The organism is Rhodococcus sp. 11-3 (assembly GCF_023704055.1).
Taxonomy (GTDB): Bacteria; Actinomycetota; Actinomycetes; order Mycobacteriales; family Mycobacteriaceae; genus Rhodococcus; species Rhodococcus aetherivorans.
This window is the reverse complement of the sequence record NZ_CP080406.1, coordinates 4,382,296-4,397,386: the sequence shown is the minus strand read 5'-3', so window position 1 is coordinate 4,397,386 and position 15,091 is coordinate 4,382,296. Positions and strand designations below refer to the sequence as shown.

The window sequence follows — 15,091 nt, the reverse complement described above, 5'->3', positions numbered from 1 at the left end:
CATGACCGCACTCACCGAGGAGCGGCGCGCCAAGTTCCGGCAGGACGCGGCAGACCTGAAGCTCGACACCGGAGCGGCGAAGGGCGACGGTCCCGCGCGCATCGGCGGGCTCGTGTTGATGATCGGCGGTGCCGTCGCGGCGTTCGTCGTCTACTTCGCCTCGCTCACCCAGGCGGACCTGCGCAACATCGCGTCGTACCAGATCCTCGCCACGGCGCTGCTGATCGTCGCGATCCTCGGCGCCGCGCTGTTTCTGGCGGGCGCGATCGCGCGGGTGCTGCGGCTGTGGCTGCTGCGCCAGCTCTACGAGTCGCAGGCGCACACCGAGCAGATCGCGGCCGCGCTGACGGGCCGCTGACGCGGCCGGTGCGTCCTTTGGGCTGTCCCAGCAGCCCGAAGGACGCACCGGTCAGCGGGTGTCGCGGCGCAGCGGATGGTCCGGCGGGATCTGCACCAGCACGATGGGGATGCCGTCGGGATCGGCGATCCACAGCTCGTGCAGGCCCCACGGCTCCTGCCGGGCGCCCCGCACGATCGGGACCCCCCTCGTCACCAGCTCGGCCTCGACGTCGTAGACGTCGCGCACCTGCAGCCACAGCGCACCCTCGAAGTGCTGGGGCCGCCCGGTGTTGCCGTGCGCGGCCACCTCGATCAGTGACTGCCCGGCGAAGAACACCGTCCCGCCGGGATATTCGCGGTAGATCGCCAGGCCCAGGACGTCACCGTAGAACCGCAGGGCGGCGTCGTAGTCGCCCGGCCGCAGGATCGTCCGGCTGCCGAGGATCTCCATCTCAGCCCTCCTCGGCCGGGCGCGCCTCGTGCCCCCGTCGCCCGTGGGTGCGGCGCTGCTCCTTCATCTCGGCCTCGAACAGATGCCGGCGGCCGCGGACCAGTTCGTCGCGCACCTGTCGCTCGAGCTCACGGAACTCCGTCCAGTACCCGTCGTCGAAGTCCTCCACGATCTGGAACGTCCACCGTCCCTCGAGGACGTTGCGTCCGACGATCTCCGTCTGCACCCGGTCGGCGAGTTCGCGGTGACCGGCCTCGGCGAGCTTGTCCACAGCGTCGCCGAGCAGCAGGTCGGCGCGGCCCATCAGCTGGTGGAAGGCGTACAGGTTCCCGCGGGCCTGCTCCACCGTTTCGAGCGCTTCGGAGAGTTTGCCGGCCGCCGCCACCGTCTCGTCGGACACGCCTTCGGGCCGGATGTGGTCGGGAAGTGGTTGCTCGCGATCCGTCATGATCAGGAGTGTGCCCGATTCGGGCCGTTTCAATCGGGAGGTTGTGGCGCCGAGGGGGAGGTTGTCGCGGGAGCTACTCGCGCGATGTCGCGACAACCTCCCCCTCGGCGCGAGAAGGCCCTAGTAGTACCAGGGGTAGGGCGACCAGTCCGGGTCCCGCTTCTGCAGGAACGCGTCGCGGCCCTCGACCGCCTCGTCGGTCATGTACGCGAGCCGCGTCGCCTCGCCCGCGAACAGCTGCTGGCCGACGAGCCCGTCGTCGGCGAGGTTGAAGGCGTACTTGAGCATCCGCTGGGCCTGCGGCGACTTGCCGTTGATCTTCGCGGCCCACTCCAGCGCGACGTTCTCGAGCTCGGCGTGGTCGACGACGCGGTTGACCGCACCCATGTGGTGCATCTCCTCGGCGGTGTAGGTGTCGCCGAGGAAGAAGATCTCGCGGGCGAACTTCTGGCCCACCATCTTCGCCAGGTAGGCGCTGCCGTAGCCGCCGTCGAAGCTGCCCACGTCGGCGTCGGTCTGCTTGAACCGGGCGTGCTCGCGGGAGGCGAGGGTCAGATCGCACGTGACGTGCAGGCTGTGCCCGCCGCCGGCGGCCCAGCCGTTGACGAGGGCGATCACGACCTTCGGCATGAACCGGATCAGCCGCTGCACCTCGAGGATGTGCAGCCGGCCCGCGCGGGCCCTGTCCACCGTGTCGGCGGTTTCGCCACTCGCGTACTGGTAGCCGCTGCGCCCACGGATCCGCTGGTCGCCGCCCGAGCAGAAGGCCCAGCCGCCGTCCTTCGGACTGGGGCCGTTGCCGGTGAGGAGCACCGCGCCGACGTCGGACGTCATGCGGGCGTGGTCCAGCGCGCGGTACAACTCGTCGACGGTGTGCGGCCGGAACGCGTTGCGCACCTCCGGCCGGTCGAACGCCACGCGGACGGTGCCCTGCGTGACGTGCCGGTGGTAGGTGATGTCGGTGAGGTTCTCGAACCCGGGTACGGGCCGCCACAGCTCAGGATTGAAAGTCACCCGTCGACCATAGAACTCCGGTCGCGGCCCTCTGCGCCGACGCGACGGTCGCCGGGCGATACCGTGCAGCTATGAGCGAGCAGACAGACCGTACGGTCGACGCGGACTACGAGCACCACGGCGGGTTTCCGGTGTACACGCCGGTGAAGGCGGGACCGAACTACGGTCGCTTCGTCGAGGCGCTGCGGCGGCTGCAGGATCTCGCCGTCTCCACCCACATCCCCGACGACGTCGTCGACCGGGCCATCGAGCAGGCCGAGGCCCTCGGGGACCTGCTCGAGCCGCACGTCGTGCCCGAGGGCAGGTCGCCGGCCGGCTTCAACATCGACCTGCCCGGTCGCGGCAGCCTGCTGATGCCGCCGTGGATGATCGAGAAGTTCGACGCGGAGTCGGTCCGCTCGCGCGGCACGTTCCGGCTCTACCACCGCGGCGGCAACAGCGCGGCGCACGGTGGCACCCTGCCACTGCTGTTCGACGACCTGTTCGGCATGGTGGTCCACGCGGCCGGCCATCCCATCGCCCGCACCGGCTACCTGCATGTGAACTACCGCAAGATCACCCCGCTCGAGACCGAGCTCGTCGTGGAGGGGCGGGTCGACCGGGTCGAGGGGCGCAAGCTCTTCTGCTCGGCCGAGCTGCACGACCTCGACGGCACGCTGCTCGCCGACTGCGAGGCCCTGATGATCCAGCTGCTGCCCGGCCAGCCGTGACCGCCGCGGCCCTGCCCGCCGTCGACGAGATCCTCGCCGCGGCCGTCGTGGTGTCGCTGCCCATGCGGGTGCGGTTCCGCGGCATCACCGAACGTGAACTCGTGCTCGTGCGCGGTCCCGCCGGGTGGGGAGAATTCGGGCCGTTCCCCGAGTACGCCGACGACGAGGCGGCGCACTGGCTGCGTTCGGCCCTCGAATCCGCGTGGCTCGGGCACCCGGCGCCGCGCCGGGACACCGTGCCCGTCAACGCCACCGTCCCGGCCGTCGGCCCCGGCGACGTGCCGGCCGTCCTCGCCCGGTTCCCGGGGGCCCGCACCGCCAAGGTCAAGGTCGCCGAACCCGGGCAGGACCTGGCGCAGGACGTCGCGCGGGTGCGGGCGGTGCGCGAACTCGTCCCGCACGTGCGGATCGATGCGAACGGCGGGTGGAGCGCGGACGAGGCCGTCGCTGCGCTGACGGCGCTCGTCGCCGACGGCCCGCTCGAGTACGCCGAGCAGCCCTGCGCGACGGTGCCGGAACTGGTCGAGGTGCGCCGCCGGATGCCCGACGTGCCGGTGGCGGCGGACGAGAGCATCCGGCGCGCCGAGGATCCCTTGCGGGTGGTGCGGGCCGGCGGCGCCGACGTGGCGGTGGTCAAGGTGGCCCCGCTCGGCGGGGTGCGACGGCTGCTGGCGCTGGCCGACGAGTTGGCCGGCCACGGCGTGCCGGTGGTGGTGTCGAGCGCGCTCGACTCGGCCGTGGGCATGGGTGCCGGACTGGCCGCGGCGGCCGCGCTGCCCGAGCTGCCGTACGCGTGCGGACTGGGCACGGGCGGGTTCTTCACCGTCGACGTGGGGGCGCCGCGGACGATGGCCGGCGGGGCGCTCCCGGTGGGGGAGGTGACGCCGGATCCGGCGCTCCTCGAGGCCGTGCGGGCCGACCCGGAACGGGTGCGCTGGTGGTTCGACCGGGTCCGGCGCTGCCGCGCCGCGCTCGACTAGGTGCGGCTCGGGTCGTCGTATATCGTTCCGGGCGTTCGTACTCACGAGTCACATTACGGAGGCAGTGGAAGTGGTTGCAGCTCTGGATGATGCCCTGCTCGGCGCCGACAAGGTCCCGGCGGTTGTCGCCGATGTCGAGGCGCTGATCGACGCCGAGGTGTCGGACAAGAAGGGCGCGTCGGGTCTCGCGCTCAAGGCCGGCTACGCGGCGGTGACGAAGCTCGGCCCGTCGATCGTGCCCAGCGCCGTCGAGGGGCTGCTGCCGGAGTTCGTCGCCAAGATCCAGCCGTTCTGGCAGGACTACGCGGGCAACGGTGCGTTCGCCGACTACCTCACCGCCCGCGGTGAGACGGTGGCGGACGCGCTGCTCGGTGTGACGGACGCGCGCATCGAGGCCTCGTCGCGCACGGCGATCAAGAAGGTCTACGAGAAGCTGCGCCCGTCGGCGCAGAAGCACGTCGTCGAGGCCCTGCCGCGCGTGGGCGCGCTGGTGCAGAAGCACGCCGGCTGAGACACCCGGTGTCTTTCCGGACCGGTCGCGGTCCGGAAAGACACCACCCTCAATAACTGGCGGCGCCGAACTTCCAGTAGCCGGTGAAGGTCACGGCGGACTTCGCGAGGCCCCGCTCCCGCACCAGGTGCCGGCGCAGCGACGTCACGAGTCCCGATTCGCCCGCCAGGAACGCGTATCCCGGCCCGTCGGGCAGCGCGCCGGCCCGCACGGCCTCGAGCACGTGCGGCCCGGGCGGCGCGTGCCGCCCGGGCCGCACCACCGTGTGCAGCCGGACGCCCGGGCCGGGGACGATCTCCTGGGCGGCGACGTCGCCGGCATCGTCCACCTCCACGAACACCTCGGTGGGCACCGCGTGGTGCCGCCCGGCGGACGACGCGAGGATCCCCGCGATCGCGGGCAGCGCGCTCTCGTCGGCGACGAGGATTTGCCAGCGCGCCTCGGTGGGGCGGTGGTACATGATGCCCTCGTCCAGCAGCGCCAGTTCGGCGCCCGGCTGCGCGGTGCGCGCCCACTGCGATGCCGGTCCCGTGTCGCCGTGGGTGGCGAAGTCGATGTCCAGTTCGGCCGTGTCGCCGTACCGGCCCGCGCCCGCCTCCCGGTAGCGACGGATCGTGTAGTTGCGCAGGATCGGCTGGACGGCCTCGGGCATGGCTCGCATCTCGGGCCACCACTGCGGGCCCGCCGTGGCCGGCAGTGTCAGCGACCGTTGGCCGGGGGCCGGGAAGAACAGCCGGAACCACTGGTCGAACCCCATGGGTGCGATCCGCCCGACGTTCGCGCCGCCCACGGTCACCCGCACGAAGCTCGGCCCGATTCGTTCGGTGGCGAGCACCCGGCCGGTGACGATCTCGCGGCTCGCCGGGGCAATGCGGGTGGTCTTGGTGCGCACGGCCATACGAACCTCCGTTGAAATTAGCGGAGGCTAACCTATCATTCGGGGCGGTCGAGGTGGCGCACCGCGGGGGTGAGGCCCCATTCGTTGCGACCCAGCCGGCTCGCCGGCGCCAGAGCAGCGAAGTCCGGCATCCCGTCCTCGGCCAGCACGTCGGTCCGAACCGACACGGCCACCACGTCGCCCATCACCACGAAGCAGTCCCCGACTTCGATCACCCGGTGCAGGGTGCACTCGATCGCCGCCGGCGCTTCCGCGACCCGGGGCGGATGGACCCGTTCGCTGCGCTCGGGCCGCAAGCCCACCGCCGCGAACTCGTCCACGTCGTGCGCGAAGCCCGCCGACGTCGCGTTGACCCGTTCCATCAGCGGCACGGTTGCGACGTTGATCACGAACTCGCCGGTCTCCTCGATGTTGCGGAGGCTGTCCTTGCGCCCGACCGAGGTGAACTGCACCACCGGCGGCGTGACCGCGGCGACGGTGAAGAAGCTGTACGGCGCGACGTTGGGCACTCCATCCGCCGACACGGTGGACACCCATGCGATCGGCCGCGGCACGATCGTGGCGGTCATCAGTCGGTAGAAGCGGCCGGTGCCCAGCTCGGTGGGATCGAAGACGGTGCGCATCGCCCCATTCTTGCTGTGACCCTCGTCCCGCACCGCCCGGGGCATCGGGGGCGTACCGCCCGGGGCATCGGGGGCGTACCGCCCGGGGCATCGGGGGCGTACCGCCCGGGGCATCGGGGGCGTACCGCCCGGGGCATCGGGGGCGTACCGCCCGGGGCATCGGGGGCGTACCGCCCGGGGCACTACTCTGGGTGCCGTGAACCCGTCCACCGCCCAGGCGACCGCCGTCGTCGACGAACTCGCCCGAGGCGGCGTCCGCGACGTCGTGCTGTGCCCCGGCTCGCGCAACGCGCCGCTGGCCTTCGCGCTGCAGGCCGCCGACAATGCGGGCCGGCTGCGGCTGCACATGCGCATCGACGAACGCACCGCCGGCTTCCTCGCGATCGGGCTGTCCGTCGCCTCCGGCCGGCCGGTGCCCGTCGTGATGACCTCCGGCACCGCCGTCGCCAACCTCGCGCCGGCCGTGCTCGAGGCCAACTACGCTCGGGTGCCGCTCGTGGTGCTCAGCGCCAACCGCCCCTACGAGCTCCTCGGCACCGGCGCCAACCAGACCGTCGAACAGCTCGGCATGTTCGGCACCCAGGTCCGCGCCACCATCAGCCTCGGCCTGGCCGAAGGGATCGAGCAGAACAGCGAGTGGCGCTCCGCGGTCAGCCGCGTCCTCGCCGCCGCCCGCGGCACCCGCTCCGGCAACGCCGGGCCCGTCCACTTCGACATCCCGCTACGCGAGCCGCTCGTCCCGGACGTCCACCCCCAGGGCCCGGTCCCCGAGGGCCGCCCCGACGGCAGCGCCTGGACCACCACCGTGCACGCCACCCTCGACGTGCCGATGGAGCTCGACATCACCGCCGACACCGTGGTGATCTCCGGCCACGGCTCCGCCTACCGGCCCGAGCTGTCGGAATTGCCCACCGTGGCCGAACCCACCGCGCCGCTCCACGGTGTCCCCCTGCACCCGATGGCGCTGCCGCAGCTGAAGCCGCGGCAGGCGATCATCACCGGCCGGCCCACCCTGCACCGGCCGGTGTCCAAGCTGCTCGCCGACCCGGCGGTGGCCGTGTACGCGCTCACCACCGGCCCCCGCTGGCCCGACGTGTCCGGCAACGTCCTCGCCACCGGCACGCGCGCCGTCGTCACCGGCAGTCCCGACCCGGCCTGGCTGGACCGCTGCCGGAACCTGTCCGCCCACACCGACAAGGCGGTGCGCGCCCAGCTCGACGCCCACCCGAAGCCGACCGGACTGCACGTCGCGGCGGCGGTCACCGACGCGCTGCGCGACGGGGACCAGCTGCTGCTCGGCGCCTCCAACCCGGTGCGCGACGCGGCGCTGGTGAGCTACCCCCGCGACGGGGTGAAGGTGCTCTCCAACCGCGGCGTCGCCGGCATCGACGGCACCGTGTCGACCGCCGTCGGCGCCGCCCTGGCCTACCAGCAGGGCCGCACCGTCGCCCTGATGGGCGACCTGACGTTCCTGCACGACGCGTCCGGCCTGCTGATCGGCACCGCCGAACCGCGCCCGCAGAACCTGACCGTCGTCGTCGCCAACGACGACGGCGGCGGCATCTTCGAGCTGCTCGAGCAGGGCGACCCGCAGTACGCCGGCGTGTTCGAGCGCGTGTTCGGCACTCCGCACGGCATGGATCTCGCCGCGCTGTGCGCCGCCTACCGGGTGCCGCACGAGCGGGTGGACCTGTCCGCGCTGACGGCCGCGCTGGCCGACCGGACCGCGCCCACCGGCGGCATCCGGGTGCTCGAGGTGATCACCGACCGCTCCGGCCTGCGGGAACTGCACGCGGCCGTGCGTGCCCAGCTGTGACGGACGCATGAGCGGGATCGACAAGGCACGTCGTGCGGTACTCGCCGTCGCCGTCGGCATCTCGGTGCTCACCGCGATCCTAGTGCTCGGCGCGTGGCGCAACGATCACCTCATCGGCTCCGACATGGGCACCGCCACCGCCGAGGTGCTCTCCGCGGGCTCGCTGCGCTCGGCGATCAGCTTCGTCACCCCCGACGGCGTCACCCACAACCCCGAACTCGGCGTGCTGTACCCCACGGGTCTGACCGCGGGCCAGCGGATCGCCGTCGAATACTCCCGCGCCGACCCGGACCTCGTGCGGGTCACCGGCCGTGACGTGCGCGTCGCACTCGTACCCGCGGCCTCGGTGATCGTGGTGACCTGGCTGATCGCGACCCCCGTGCTGACCTATCTCCGCCGGCGCAGCGCCGCCGCGGCCTAGAAGATTCGCCGGAACTTCGCCCGGCGGACACCTCGGCCACTTCCCACCGACCGGCCGCGCCGCGATGCTGGACCGGTGCGAGTAGCCATCGTCGCGGAATCCTTCCTCCCGAACGTCAACGGCGTCACCAACTCGGTGTTGCGCGTGCTCGAGCACCTCGACCGCCACGGCCACGAGGCCCTGGTCGTCGCTCCCGACACCGTCGCCGGACAGCCCCCGGCCCCCACCCAGCACGACGGGATCCCGGTGCACCGCGTGCCGGCGGTGCACGTCCCGAAGGTCAGCTCCCTGCCCGTGGGCCTGCCGCAGCCGGCGCTCACCGGCATCCTGCGCGGCTTCGCCCCCGACGTCGTGCACCTGGCGTCGCCGTTCCTGCTCGGCGCCGGCGGCCTCGGCGCCGCTCGCCGGCTCGACCTGCCCACCGTCGCGGTCTACCAGACCGACGTCGCCGGATTCGCGTCCAGCTACGGGCTCGGGCTCGCGGCCCGCGCCGCCTGGCAGTGGACGCGCCGAATCCACCGCGCGTGCGACCGCACCCTCGCACCCTCGACGGCGGCCGCCGCGGACCTCGCCGCACACGGCGTCCCGCGGGTACACCGCTGGGCGCGGGGCGTCGACACCGCGCGTTTCACCCCGGCCCGGCGCAGTGCCGCCCTGCGCCGGACATGGTCGCCCGACGGCCGGCTCCTGGTGGGCTTCGTGGGGCGGCTCGCCCCGGAGAAGCACGTCGAACGACTCGCAGGCCTCGCAGCCGACCCCCGCTACCGGCTCGTCGTCGTCGGCGACGGCCCGGAGCGCGCCCGTCTCGAACCGCTCCTGCCCGGGGCGGTGTTCACCGGTCACCTCGGCGGCGACGCGCTGGCCGACGCCTACGCGAGCCTCGACGTGTTCGTCCACCCGGGCGAGCACGAGACGTTCTGCCAGGCCGTGCAGGAGGCGCTCGCCAGCGGCGTCCCGGTGATCGCACCCGACGCGGGCGGCCCGCGCGATCTCGTCGCCCACTGCCGCAACGGGTACCGGCTGCCGGTCGACGGGTTCGCCGAGCTGCTGCCGGGCGCGGTGGGCGCGCTCGCCGATCCGATGCTGCGGGACCGGTTCGGCGCGGCCGCGCGGCGCAGCGTCCTCGGCCGCACCTGGCCCGCGGTGTGCCACGAACTGCTCGGGCACTACGAACAGGTCTGCTCGGTCCGGCCGGGCACGCTGCGGCGCAGCGCGTAGCGGTAACGTTTCGACCGTGGCAACTACTCACGGGTCGCGGGCCTCGCTCGCGAAGGATCCGCGCGAGGTCGCGTCGATGTTCGACGGCGTCGCCCAGCGATACGACATCACCAACACCGTGCTGTCCTTCGGGCAGGACCGCAGCTGGCGGCGCGCCACCCGGGCGGCACTGGACCTGCAGCCGGGGGAGCGGGTCCTCGACCTCGCCGCCGGCACCGGGGTGTCGACGGTGGAGCTCGGCCGGTCCGGCGCCTGGGTGGTGGCCACCGACTTCTCCAAGGGCATGCTGCAGGCGGGCGCGTTCCGGCAGGTGCCGATGGTCGCGGGCGACGCGATGCGCCTGCCCTTCGCCGACGCGGTGTTCGACGCCGCCACGATCTCGTTCGGCCTGCGCAACGTCTCCGACTTCGACGCCGGCCTGCGGGAGATCGCGCGGGTGACCAAGCCCGGAGGCCGCCTCGTGGTGAGCGAGTTCGCCACGCCCGTCTCGGCCCCGCTGCGCGTGCTCTATCTCGAGTACCTGATGCGGGCACTGCCGCGGGTCGCGCGGACCGTCAGCAGCAACCCCGACGCCTACGTCTACCTCGCCGAGTCGATCCGCGCGTGGCCCACGCAGGCCGAGCTCGCCGAGCGGATCCAGACCGCCGGCTGGCGGTCGGTGCAATGGCGCAACCTCACCGGCGGGATCGTGGCCCTGCACCGGGCGGTGCGCTGACCGCACCGTTCGGCCGGCGGGGTCAGGCGAAGAGCGGCCGGCGGTCCCACCGCAGCGACGCGCCGCCCCCGGCCCGCCACGCGCGCGCGACGAGATCCTCGTCGCGCTCGGTGACCAGGTTGCCCATGACCCGGACGGCCACCGTCATCAGCGCCGTCGAGCCCATCCCGACGGGCCCGGTGGCCGGCAGGAACCGCGGCAGCGTCAGCAGGCCGGCCAGCCGCCGGGCCGCGGAGAACGCCCGGCCGTAGCGTTCGCGCAGCAGAGCCGGCCACAGCTGCGTGAGGTCGTCCGCGTCGAGGACGCCGGCGACGAGCCGCCCACCCTCGAGGCCGTAATCGATGCCCTCGCCGTTGAGCGGGTTCACGCACGCCGCGGCATCACCGATCAGGGCCCAGTTCCGGCCCGCCACCCCGGACACCGCACCGCCCATCGGCAGCAGCGCCGACGCCACGCGGGTGGTCTCGCCGAGGCCCCACTCGCCGCGGCGCCGCGACGCGTACAGCTCGATCAGCGGCCGCAGCGATCCGGCGGCCGGTCGCTTCGCGGTCGCGAGGGTGCCCACGCCGATGTTGACCTCGCCGGTACCCAGTGGGAACACCCAGCCGTAGCCCGGGTGCAGCGCGCCTGCGTCGTCGCGTAACTCCAGGTGCGACGTGATCCACGGGTCGTCGCTGCGGGGGGAGGTGGCGTAGGCGCGGGCCGCGACCCCGTACGCCGTGTCGCGGTGCCACTGCCGGCCGAGCAGCTTGCCCAGCGGGGACCGGACCCCGTCCGCCACGACGAGCCGCTCGCACGCGACGGTGCGCCGACCGCCCGCGGTCGCGAAGGTCACACCGGTCACCCGCGACTCGTCGCGCTCGACGGCGACGGCCTTGGCGCCCTCGGCCATACCGGCGCCCGACTCGACGGCGGCCCGGCGGATCCGGTCGTCGAGTTCGGTGCGCGGCACGGCGCTGCCCTGCGCCGGGAAGGAACCCGACGGCCACGGCAGCTCGAGGCTGCGGCCGAAACCCTCGAGCCGCAGGCCGCGGTTGACGGTGCGCGTGCGCACCCAGTCGCCGAGGCCGAGCCGGTCGAGCTCGGCCACCGCCCGCGGCGTCAGGCCGTCGCCGCACGTCTTGTCCCGGGGGAAGGTCGCGGCGTCGACGAGCAGCACGTCGCGCCCGGCGCGGGCCGCCCAGGCGGCGGCTGCCGACCCTGCGGGACCTGCGCCGACGACGAGCACGTCGGTACGGTCGGGGATCTCGGAAAGGTTGTGCCGCGGTTCGGACGCAGCGTGTTCTGCCACCACGGCTCCATCTTTCCAGGCACGGCTTCGGTGCCTCGGGGAGGTAGCCGCCCGGCGGAGCGGCTAGGTTCACTACCGTGGAGCCGATTCGACAGCGGACAGCAACAGCCGGGTCGACAGAACAGGATGGGTATCTCATCGTGAGCACTGAAGGGGCGGCGCAGTCCGCCGGTCCGTCCGGCGCGACGTCGGACACGGTGGTGGCCGGGGTGGACCTCGGCGATCCGGTCCTGGCGGCCGCCGTCCGGGACGGCCTCGCCCGGGTCGAGGAACTGCTGATCTCGGAGCTGTCCGACGGCGAGGACTTCCTGACCGAGGTCGCGCTGCATCTCGCCAAGGCCGGCGGCAAGCGGTTCCGTCCGCTGTTCACGCTCCTCACCGCCCAGCTCGGGCCGGAGCCCGACGATGCGGCGGTCGTCACAGCGGCGACCGCGGTCGAACTGGTGCACCTGGCCACGCTGTACCACGACGACGTGATGGACGAGGCCACCATGCGCCGGGGGGCGCCCAGCGCCAACGCGCGGTGGAGCAACAGCGTCGCCATCCTCGCCGGGGACTTCCTGTTCGCCCACGCGTCGCGGCTGGTGTCGACCCTCGGCCCCGACGCCGTGCGGACCATCGCCGAGACGTTCGCCGAACTAGTGACCGGGCAGATGCGAGAGACCATCGGCACCGGGAAGGAACGCGACCCGGTCGAGCACTACCTCAAGGTGGTGTGGGAGAAGACCGGCTCGTTGATCGCGACGAGCGGGCGGTTCGGCGGGACGTTCTCCGGCGCGGATGCGAAACAGATCGCACAACTGGAACGGCTCGGCGACGCCGTCGGCACCGCGTTCCAGATCGCCGACGACATCATCGACATCTCGTCGGCCTCGGTGGAGTCCGGCAAGACTCCGGGAACGGACCTGCGTGAGGGGGTCCACACCCTTCCGGTGCTCTACGCCTTCCGCGAGTCCGGACCCGAGGCCGACCGGCTGCGGGAACTGCTGGCCGGGCCGGTGGAGGACGAGGCCGCCGTCGACGAGGCCCTGATGCTGCTGGCACGGTCGCCGGGGATGGCCGCCGCGAAGCGGACGCTGGGCGAGTACGCGGACAAGGCCCGCGCGGAGCTGGCGTCGCTGCCGTCGGGACCGGCGAACGAGGCCCTGCGACGGCTCGTCGACTACACGATTGCGCGCGTGGGGTAGACCCGGAAGCCGGGACGGCCGTTGCGGGGAGTGACGGTGGGGAACCCGCTCCCCGCCCTGTTTCGTTGAACATTCGAGCAAGATCGACGAATCGGGAAGAGGCGTGACGTGCACGGGTATGCGAACCGGCTGAAGACGGCGGGGCTCCTCATCGGGATGTCCGCCCTCATCGTGTTCATCGGCGCCCTGTTCCGGAACCCGACGATCCTGATCGGCTCGATCGTTCTCGCCGTCGGGATGAACGCCTACGCGTACTTCAACAGCGACAAGCTGGCGCTGCGTGCGATGCACGCCCAACCGATCACCGAGGTGGAGGCGCCGGTGGTGTACCGGATCGTGCGCGAGCTCGCGACCACGGCCCATCAGCCGATGCCCCGGCTGTACATCAGCCCGACCAATGCGCCCAACGCGTTCGCGACGGGCCGCGATCCCCGCCACGCGGCGGTGTGCTGCACCACCGGAATCCTGCAGATCCTGAACGAGCGGGAGCTGCGCGCCGTGCTCGGGCACGAGCTGTCGCACGTCTACAACCGGGACATCCTGATCTCGTCGGTGGCCGGGGCGATGGCGGCGGTGATCTCGGGGCTGGCGAATCTCGCACTGTTCGCGAACATGTTCGGCAACCGCGACCAGGGCACCAATCCGCTGGCTCTGCTGCTGGTGTCGCTGCTCGGGCCCATCGCGGCCACGGTCGTCCGGCTCGCCGTGTCGCGCTCGCGCGAGTATCAGGCGGATCAGTCCGGCGCCGAACTCACCGGCGATCCGCTGGCGCTGGCGTCGGCGCTGCGCAAGCTCGAGCGGGGCACCCAGGCGGCGCCGCTGCCGCCCGAACCCCGGATCGCCGCGCAGTCGCACATGATGATCGCCAACCCGTTCCGGGCGGGGGAGCGGGTGAGCCGGTTGTTCTCGACCCACCCGCCCATGGCCGAGCGCATCGACCGGCTCGAGCGCATGGCCCGCGGCGGGTAGCGCCCCGGGGGCCTACCGGTAGTTGACGAACTGCAGCGCGATGTCGAGGTCGGCGTTCTTGAGCAGTGCGATCACGGCCTGCAGGTCGTCGCGCTTCTTGCTGCTCACGCGCAGCTCCTCGCCCTGGATCTGCGCCTTGACACCCTTCGGGCCCTCGTCGCGGATCAGCTTGGAGATCTTCTTGGCGTTCTCGGTGCTGATGCCCTGCACCAGGGATCCGCTGATCTTGTAGACCTTGCCGGACTGGGTGGGCTCGCCGGCGTCGAATGACTTGAGGGAGAGATTGCGGCGGATCAGCTTCTCCTTGAACACCTCGAGGGCGGCATTGACGCGCTCCTCCGTGTCGGCGGTCAGGGTGACGGACTCCTCGCCGCTCCACTCGATGCTCGCCCCGGTGTTGCGGAAGTCGAAGCGGGTGCCGAGTTCCTTGGCGGCCTGGTTCAGCGCGTTGTCCACCTCCTGCCGGTCGACCTTGCTCACCACATCGAACGACGAATCAGCCACGAGCACTCCACTTCGGATCGGTTCTGTACGGGTTGCCGCCCCGACGCTATCGGGTGGCGCAGTGCCGCTGTCCACCCGGTTTGCACAACAGGGGGGTGTGCGTTGTATTGTTTCAAACGCGCCAGGGACACGGTCCCGATCGCGCCCGGCAGGTTGCCCGAGCGGCCAATGGGAGCGGACTGTAAATCCGTCGGCTTACGCCTACGTAGGTTCGAATCCTACACCTGCCACCAGAACGGCCCCGATCCGAACGGATCGGGGCCGTTCTGCATTGCAGCCGTTCGGGTACCGGGACGTCGTCCGTGCCGGGTCCCGCCGGCGCTCGAGGGCAGGGCCCGTGCCGGGGCGGGGCAGGGGAGCACCTCGCCGGATGCGCGCGGAAGCCGCCGGAAAGCCGATTTATGGCCCCTGAGCTGCTGATTTTGTTCCTGCAGAGGAGTGTGTGTAATCTTTTGGAGGCCGCAGCGAGCAGAGATGCTCACGGTGGTCGCGCCCCCTTAGCTCAGTCGGCAGAGCGTTTCCATGGTAAGGAAAAGGTCGACGGTTCGATTCCGTCAGGGGGCTCGCTGGATTGTGGTGCCGCCGTTGTTCGCGACACTCGACACCGAGGCGGTGTAGCTCAGTTGGTAGAGCAAACGACTCATAATCGTTGCGTCGCCGGTTCAAGTCCGGTCACCGCTACCAAAGTTGAATGAACCACCCTGATCGTCGTTGATCAGATTGACGCGAAAGAAGGCATCCCGTGGCCTCCTCAACCGACGTTCGGCCGAAGATCACCCTGGCCTGCGAGGTGTGCAAGCACCGCAACTACATCACGAAGAAGAACCGTCGCAACGACCCCGACCGGTTGGAGCTGAAGAAGTTCTGCCCCAACTGCGGCACTCATCGCGCCCACCGCGAGTCGAAGTAGTCGTACAGGGTCGACGTCGACGCGTGAGCTCTCCGCAAACTCGCCCACGCCGGCCGGCGTCCGGGCGAATTTGCGGGAGTTTTGCG

Annotated in this window: 18 protein-coding genes and 3 tRNA genes; 14 read left to right on the top strand and 7 right to left on the bottom strand. The window is 71.8% G+C overall.

Going from position 1 to position 15,091, the window contains the following annotated elements:
- Nucleotide 1 precedes the first annotated feature (1 nt).
- Complete coding sequence (locus KZJ41_RS20310; protein WP_006935878.1) at nt 2-358, top strand: hypothetical protein; 357 nt, start codon at nt 2-4, stop codon at nt 356-358.
- A 51-nt stretch (nt 359-409) separates the two neighbouring features.
- On the opposite strand, the gene KZJ41_RS20305 is transcribed toward KZJ41_RS20310, so the two are convergent.
- From KZJ41_RS20305 to KZJ41_RS20295, 3 genes are all read right to left on the bottom strand, one after another.
- Entirely contained in the window at nt 410-790 is a 381-nt protein-coding gene (locus KZJ41_RS20305; RefSeq protein WP_006935877.1) for a VOC family protein, read from the bottom strand.
- 1 nt (nt 791) lies between these two features.
- Nucleotides 792-1,241, bottom strand: a complete 450-nt coding sequence (locus tag KZJ41_RS20300; protein WP_157127615.1) for a hypothetical protein — start codon at nt 1,239-1,241, stop codon at nt 792-794.
- 117 nt (nt 1,242-1,358) lie between these two features.
- Nucleotides 1,359-2,252, bottom strand: coding sequence for a 1,4-dihydroxy-2-naphthoyl-CoA synthase (locus tag KZJ41_RS20295; RefSeq protein WP_029545095.1), 894 nt, complete (start codon nt 2,250-2,252; stop codon nt 1,359-1,361).
- Between the two features lie 71 nt (nt 2,253-2,323).
- On the opposite strand from KZJ41_RS20295, the gene KZJ41_RS20290 reads away from it, so the two are divergent.
- The 3 genes from KZJ41_RS20290 to KZJ41_RS20280 all read left to right on the top strand — a co-directional run bounded on the left by KZJ41_RS20290 (nt 2,324) and on the right by KZJ41_RS20280 (nt 4,453).
- Complete coding sequence (locus tag KZJ41_RS20290; protein WP_050035607.1) at nt 2,324-2,962, top strand: PaaI family thioesterase; 639 nt, start codon at nt 2,324-2,326, stop codon at nt 2,960-2,962.
- Nucleotides 2,959-3,942 (top strand): o-succinylbenzoate synthase, encoded by a 984-nt coding sequence (locus KZJ41_RS20285; protein ID WP_006940844.1) that lies wholly within the window; start codon nt 2,959-2,961, stop codon nt 3,940-3,942. The genes KZJ41_RS20290 and KZJ41_RS20285 overlap by 4 nt, the downstream gene beginning before the upstream one ends.
- Before the next feature lie 70 nt (nt 3,943-4,012).
- Entirely contained in the window at nt 4,013-4,453 is a 441-nt protein-coding gene (locus KZJ41_RS20280; protein WP_006940846.1) for a hypothetical protein, read from the top strand.
- A 49-nt stretch (nt 4,454-4,502) separates the two neighbouring features.
- On the opposite strand, the gene KZJ41_RS20275 is transcribed toward KZJ41_RS20280, so the two are convergent.
- Both KZJ41_RS20275 and KZJ41_RS20270 read right to left on the bottom strand, forming a co-directional pair.
- Entirely contained in the window at nt 4,503-5,351 is an 849-nt protein-coding gene (locus KZJ41_RS20275) for a siderophore-interacting protein (protein WP_006940848.1), read from the bottom strand.
- 35 nt (nt 5,352-5,386) lie between these two features.
- Complete coding sequence (locus KZJ41_RS20270; protein WP_029545089.1) at nt 5,387-5,974, bottom strand: flavin reductase family protein; 588 nt, start codon at nt 5,972-5,974, stop codon at nt 5,387-5,389.
- Between the two features lie 196 nt (nt 5,975-6,170).
- Here KZJ41_RS20270 and menD point away from each other — a divergent pair, with 196 nt between their 5' ends.
- From menD to KZJ41_RS20250, 4 genes are all read left to right on the top strand, one after another.
- The gene (gene menD, locus KZJ41_RS20265; RefSeq protein WP_006940852.1) at nt 6,171-7,790 is read left to right on the top strand and encodes a 2-succinyl-5-enolpyruvyl-6-hydroxy-3-cyclohexene-1-carboxylic-acid synthase; all 1,620 of its coding nucleotides are present in this window, start codon (nt 6,171-6,173) and stop codon (nt 7,788-7,790) included.
- A gap of 7 nt (nt 7,791-7,797) precedes the next feature.
- Nucleotides 7,798-8,211: a DUF3592 domain-containing protein gene (locus tag KZJ41_RS20260; RefSeq protein ID WP_043802286.1), complete on the top strand. Its 414-nt coding sequence runs from the start codon at nt 7,798-7,800 to the stop codon at nt 8,209-8,211.
- Nucleotides 8,212-8,286: 75 nt separating this feature from the next.
- The gene (locus KZJ41_RS20255) at nt 8,287-9,429 is read left to right on the top strand and encodes a glycosyltransferase family 1 protein (RefSeq protein ID WP_065922307.1); all 1,143 of its coding nucleotides are present in this window, start codon (nt 8,287-8,289) and stop codon (nt 9,427-9,429) included.
- A 16-nt stretch (nt 9,430-9,445) separates the two neighbouring features.
- A complete protein-coding gene (locus KZJ41_RS20250) occupies nt 9,446-10,144 on the top strand; it encodes a demethylmenaquinone methyltransferase (RefSeq protein ID WP_029545080.1) in 699 nt (232 codons plus the stop codon).
- Nucleotides 10,145-10,166: 22 nt separating this feature from the next.
- On the opposite strand, the gene KZJ41_RS20245 is transcribed toward KZJ41_RS20250, so the two are convergent.
- Nucleotides 10,167-11,438: a geranylgeranyl reductase family protein gene (locus tag KZJ41_RS20245; protein ID WP_306430602.1), complete on the bottom strand. Its 1,272-nt coding sequence runs from the start codon at nt 11,436-11,438 to the stop codon at nt 10,167-10,169.
- 137 nt (nt 11,439-11,575) lie between these two features.
- Between KZJ41_RS20245 and KZJ41_RS20240 the strand changes: the two genes are divergently transcribed.
- Together KZJ41_RS20240 and htpX are read left to right on the top strand one after the other, a co-directional pair.
- Nucleotides 11,576-12,622 carry a polyprenyl synthetase family protein gene (locus KZJ41_RS20240; protein WP_006940861.1) on the top strand — a complete coding sequence of 349 codons (1,047 nt, stop codon included), beginning with the start codon at nt 11,576-11,578 and terminating at the stop codon, nt 12,620-12,622.
- A 108-nt stretch (nt 12,623-12,730) separates the two neighbouring features.
- Nucleotides 12,731-13,591, top strand: coding sequence for a zinc metalloprotease HtpX (gene htpX / locus KZJ41_RS20235; protein WP_006940863.1), 861 nt, complete (start codon nt 12,731-12,733; stop codon nt 13,589-13,591).
- Between the two features lie 12 nt (nt 13,592-13,603).
- Here the strand turns inward: htpX and KZJ41_RS20230 are convergent, their stop codons facing one another.
- Entirely contained in the window at nt 13,604-14,095 is a 492-nt protein-coding gene (locus KZJ41_RS20230; RefSeq protein ID WP_006940864.1) for a YajQ family cyclic di-GMP-binding protein, read from the bottom strand.
- 147 nt (nt 14,096-14,242) lie between these two features.
- On the opposite strand from KZJ41_RS20230, the gene KZJ41_RS20225 reads away from it, so the two are divergent.
- The 4 genes from KZJ41_RS20225 (at nt 14,243) to rpmG (ending at nt 15,005) form a co-directional block, all read left to right on the top strand.
- Nucleotides 14,243-14,328, top strand: a tRNA-Tyr gene (locus KZJ41_RS20225).
- A 258-nt stretch (nt 14,329-14,586) separates the two neighbouring features.
- A tRNA-Thr gene (locus KZJ41_RS20220) sits at nt 14,587-14,659 on the top strand.
- A 44-nt stretch (nt 14,660-14,703) separates the two neighbouring features.
- Nucleotides 14,704-14,779 (top strand) — tRNA-Met (locus KZJ41_RS20215).
- Between the two features lie 58 nt (nt 14,780-14,837).
- Nucleotides 14,838-15,005 carry a 50S ribosomal protein L33 gene (gene rpmG, locus KZJ41_RS20210; protein WP_003937613.1) on the top strand — a complete coding sequence of 56 codons (168 nt, stop codon included), beginning with the start codon at nt 14,838-14,840 and terminating at the stop codon, nt 15,003-15,005.
- The last annotated feature ends 86 nt before the right edge of the window (nt 15,006-15,091 follow it).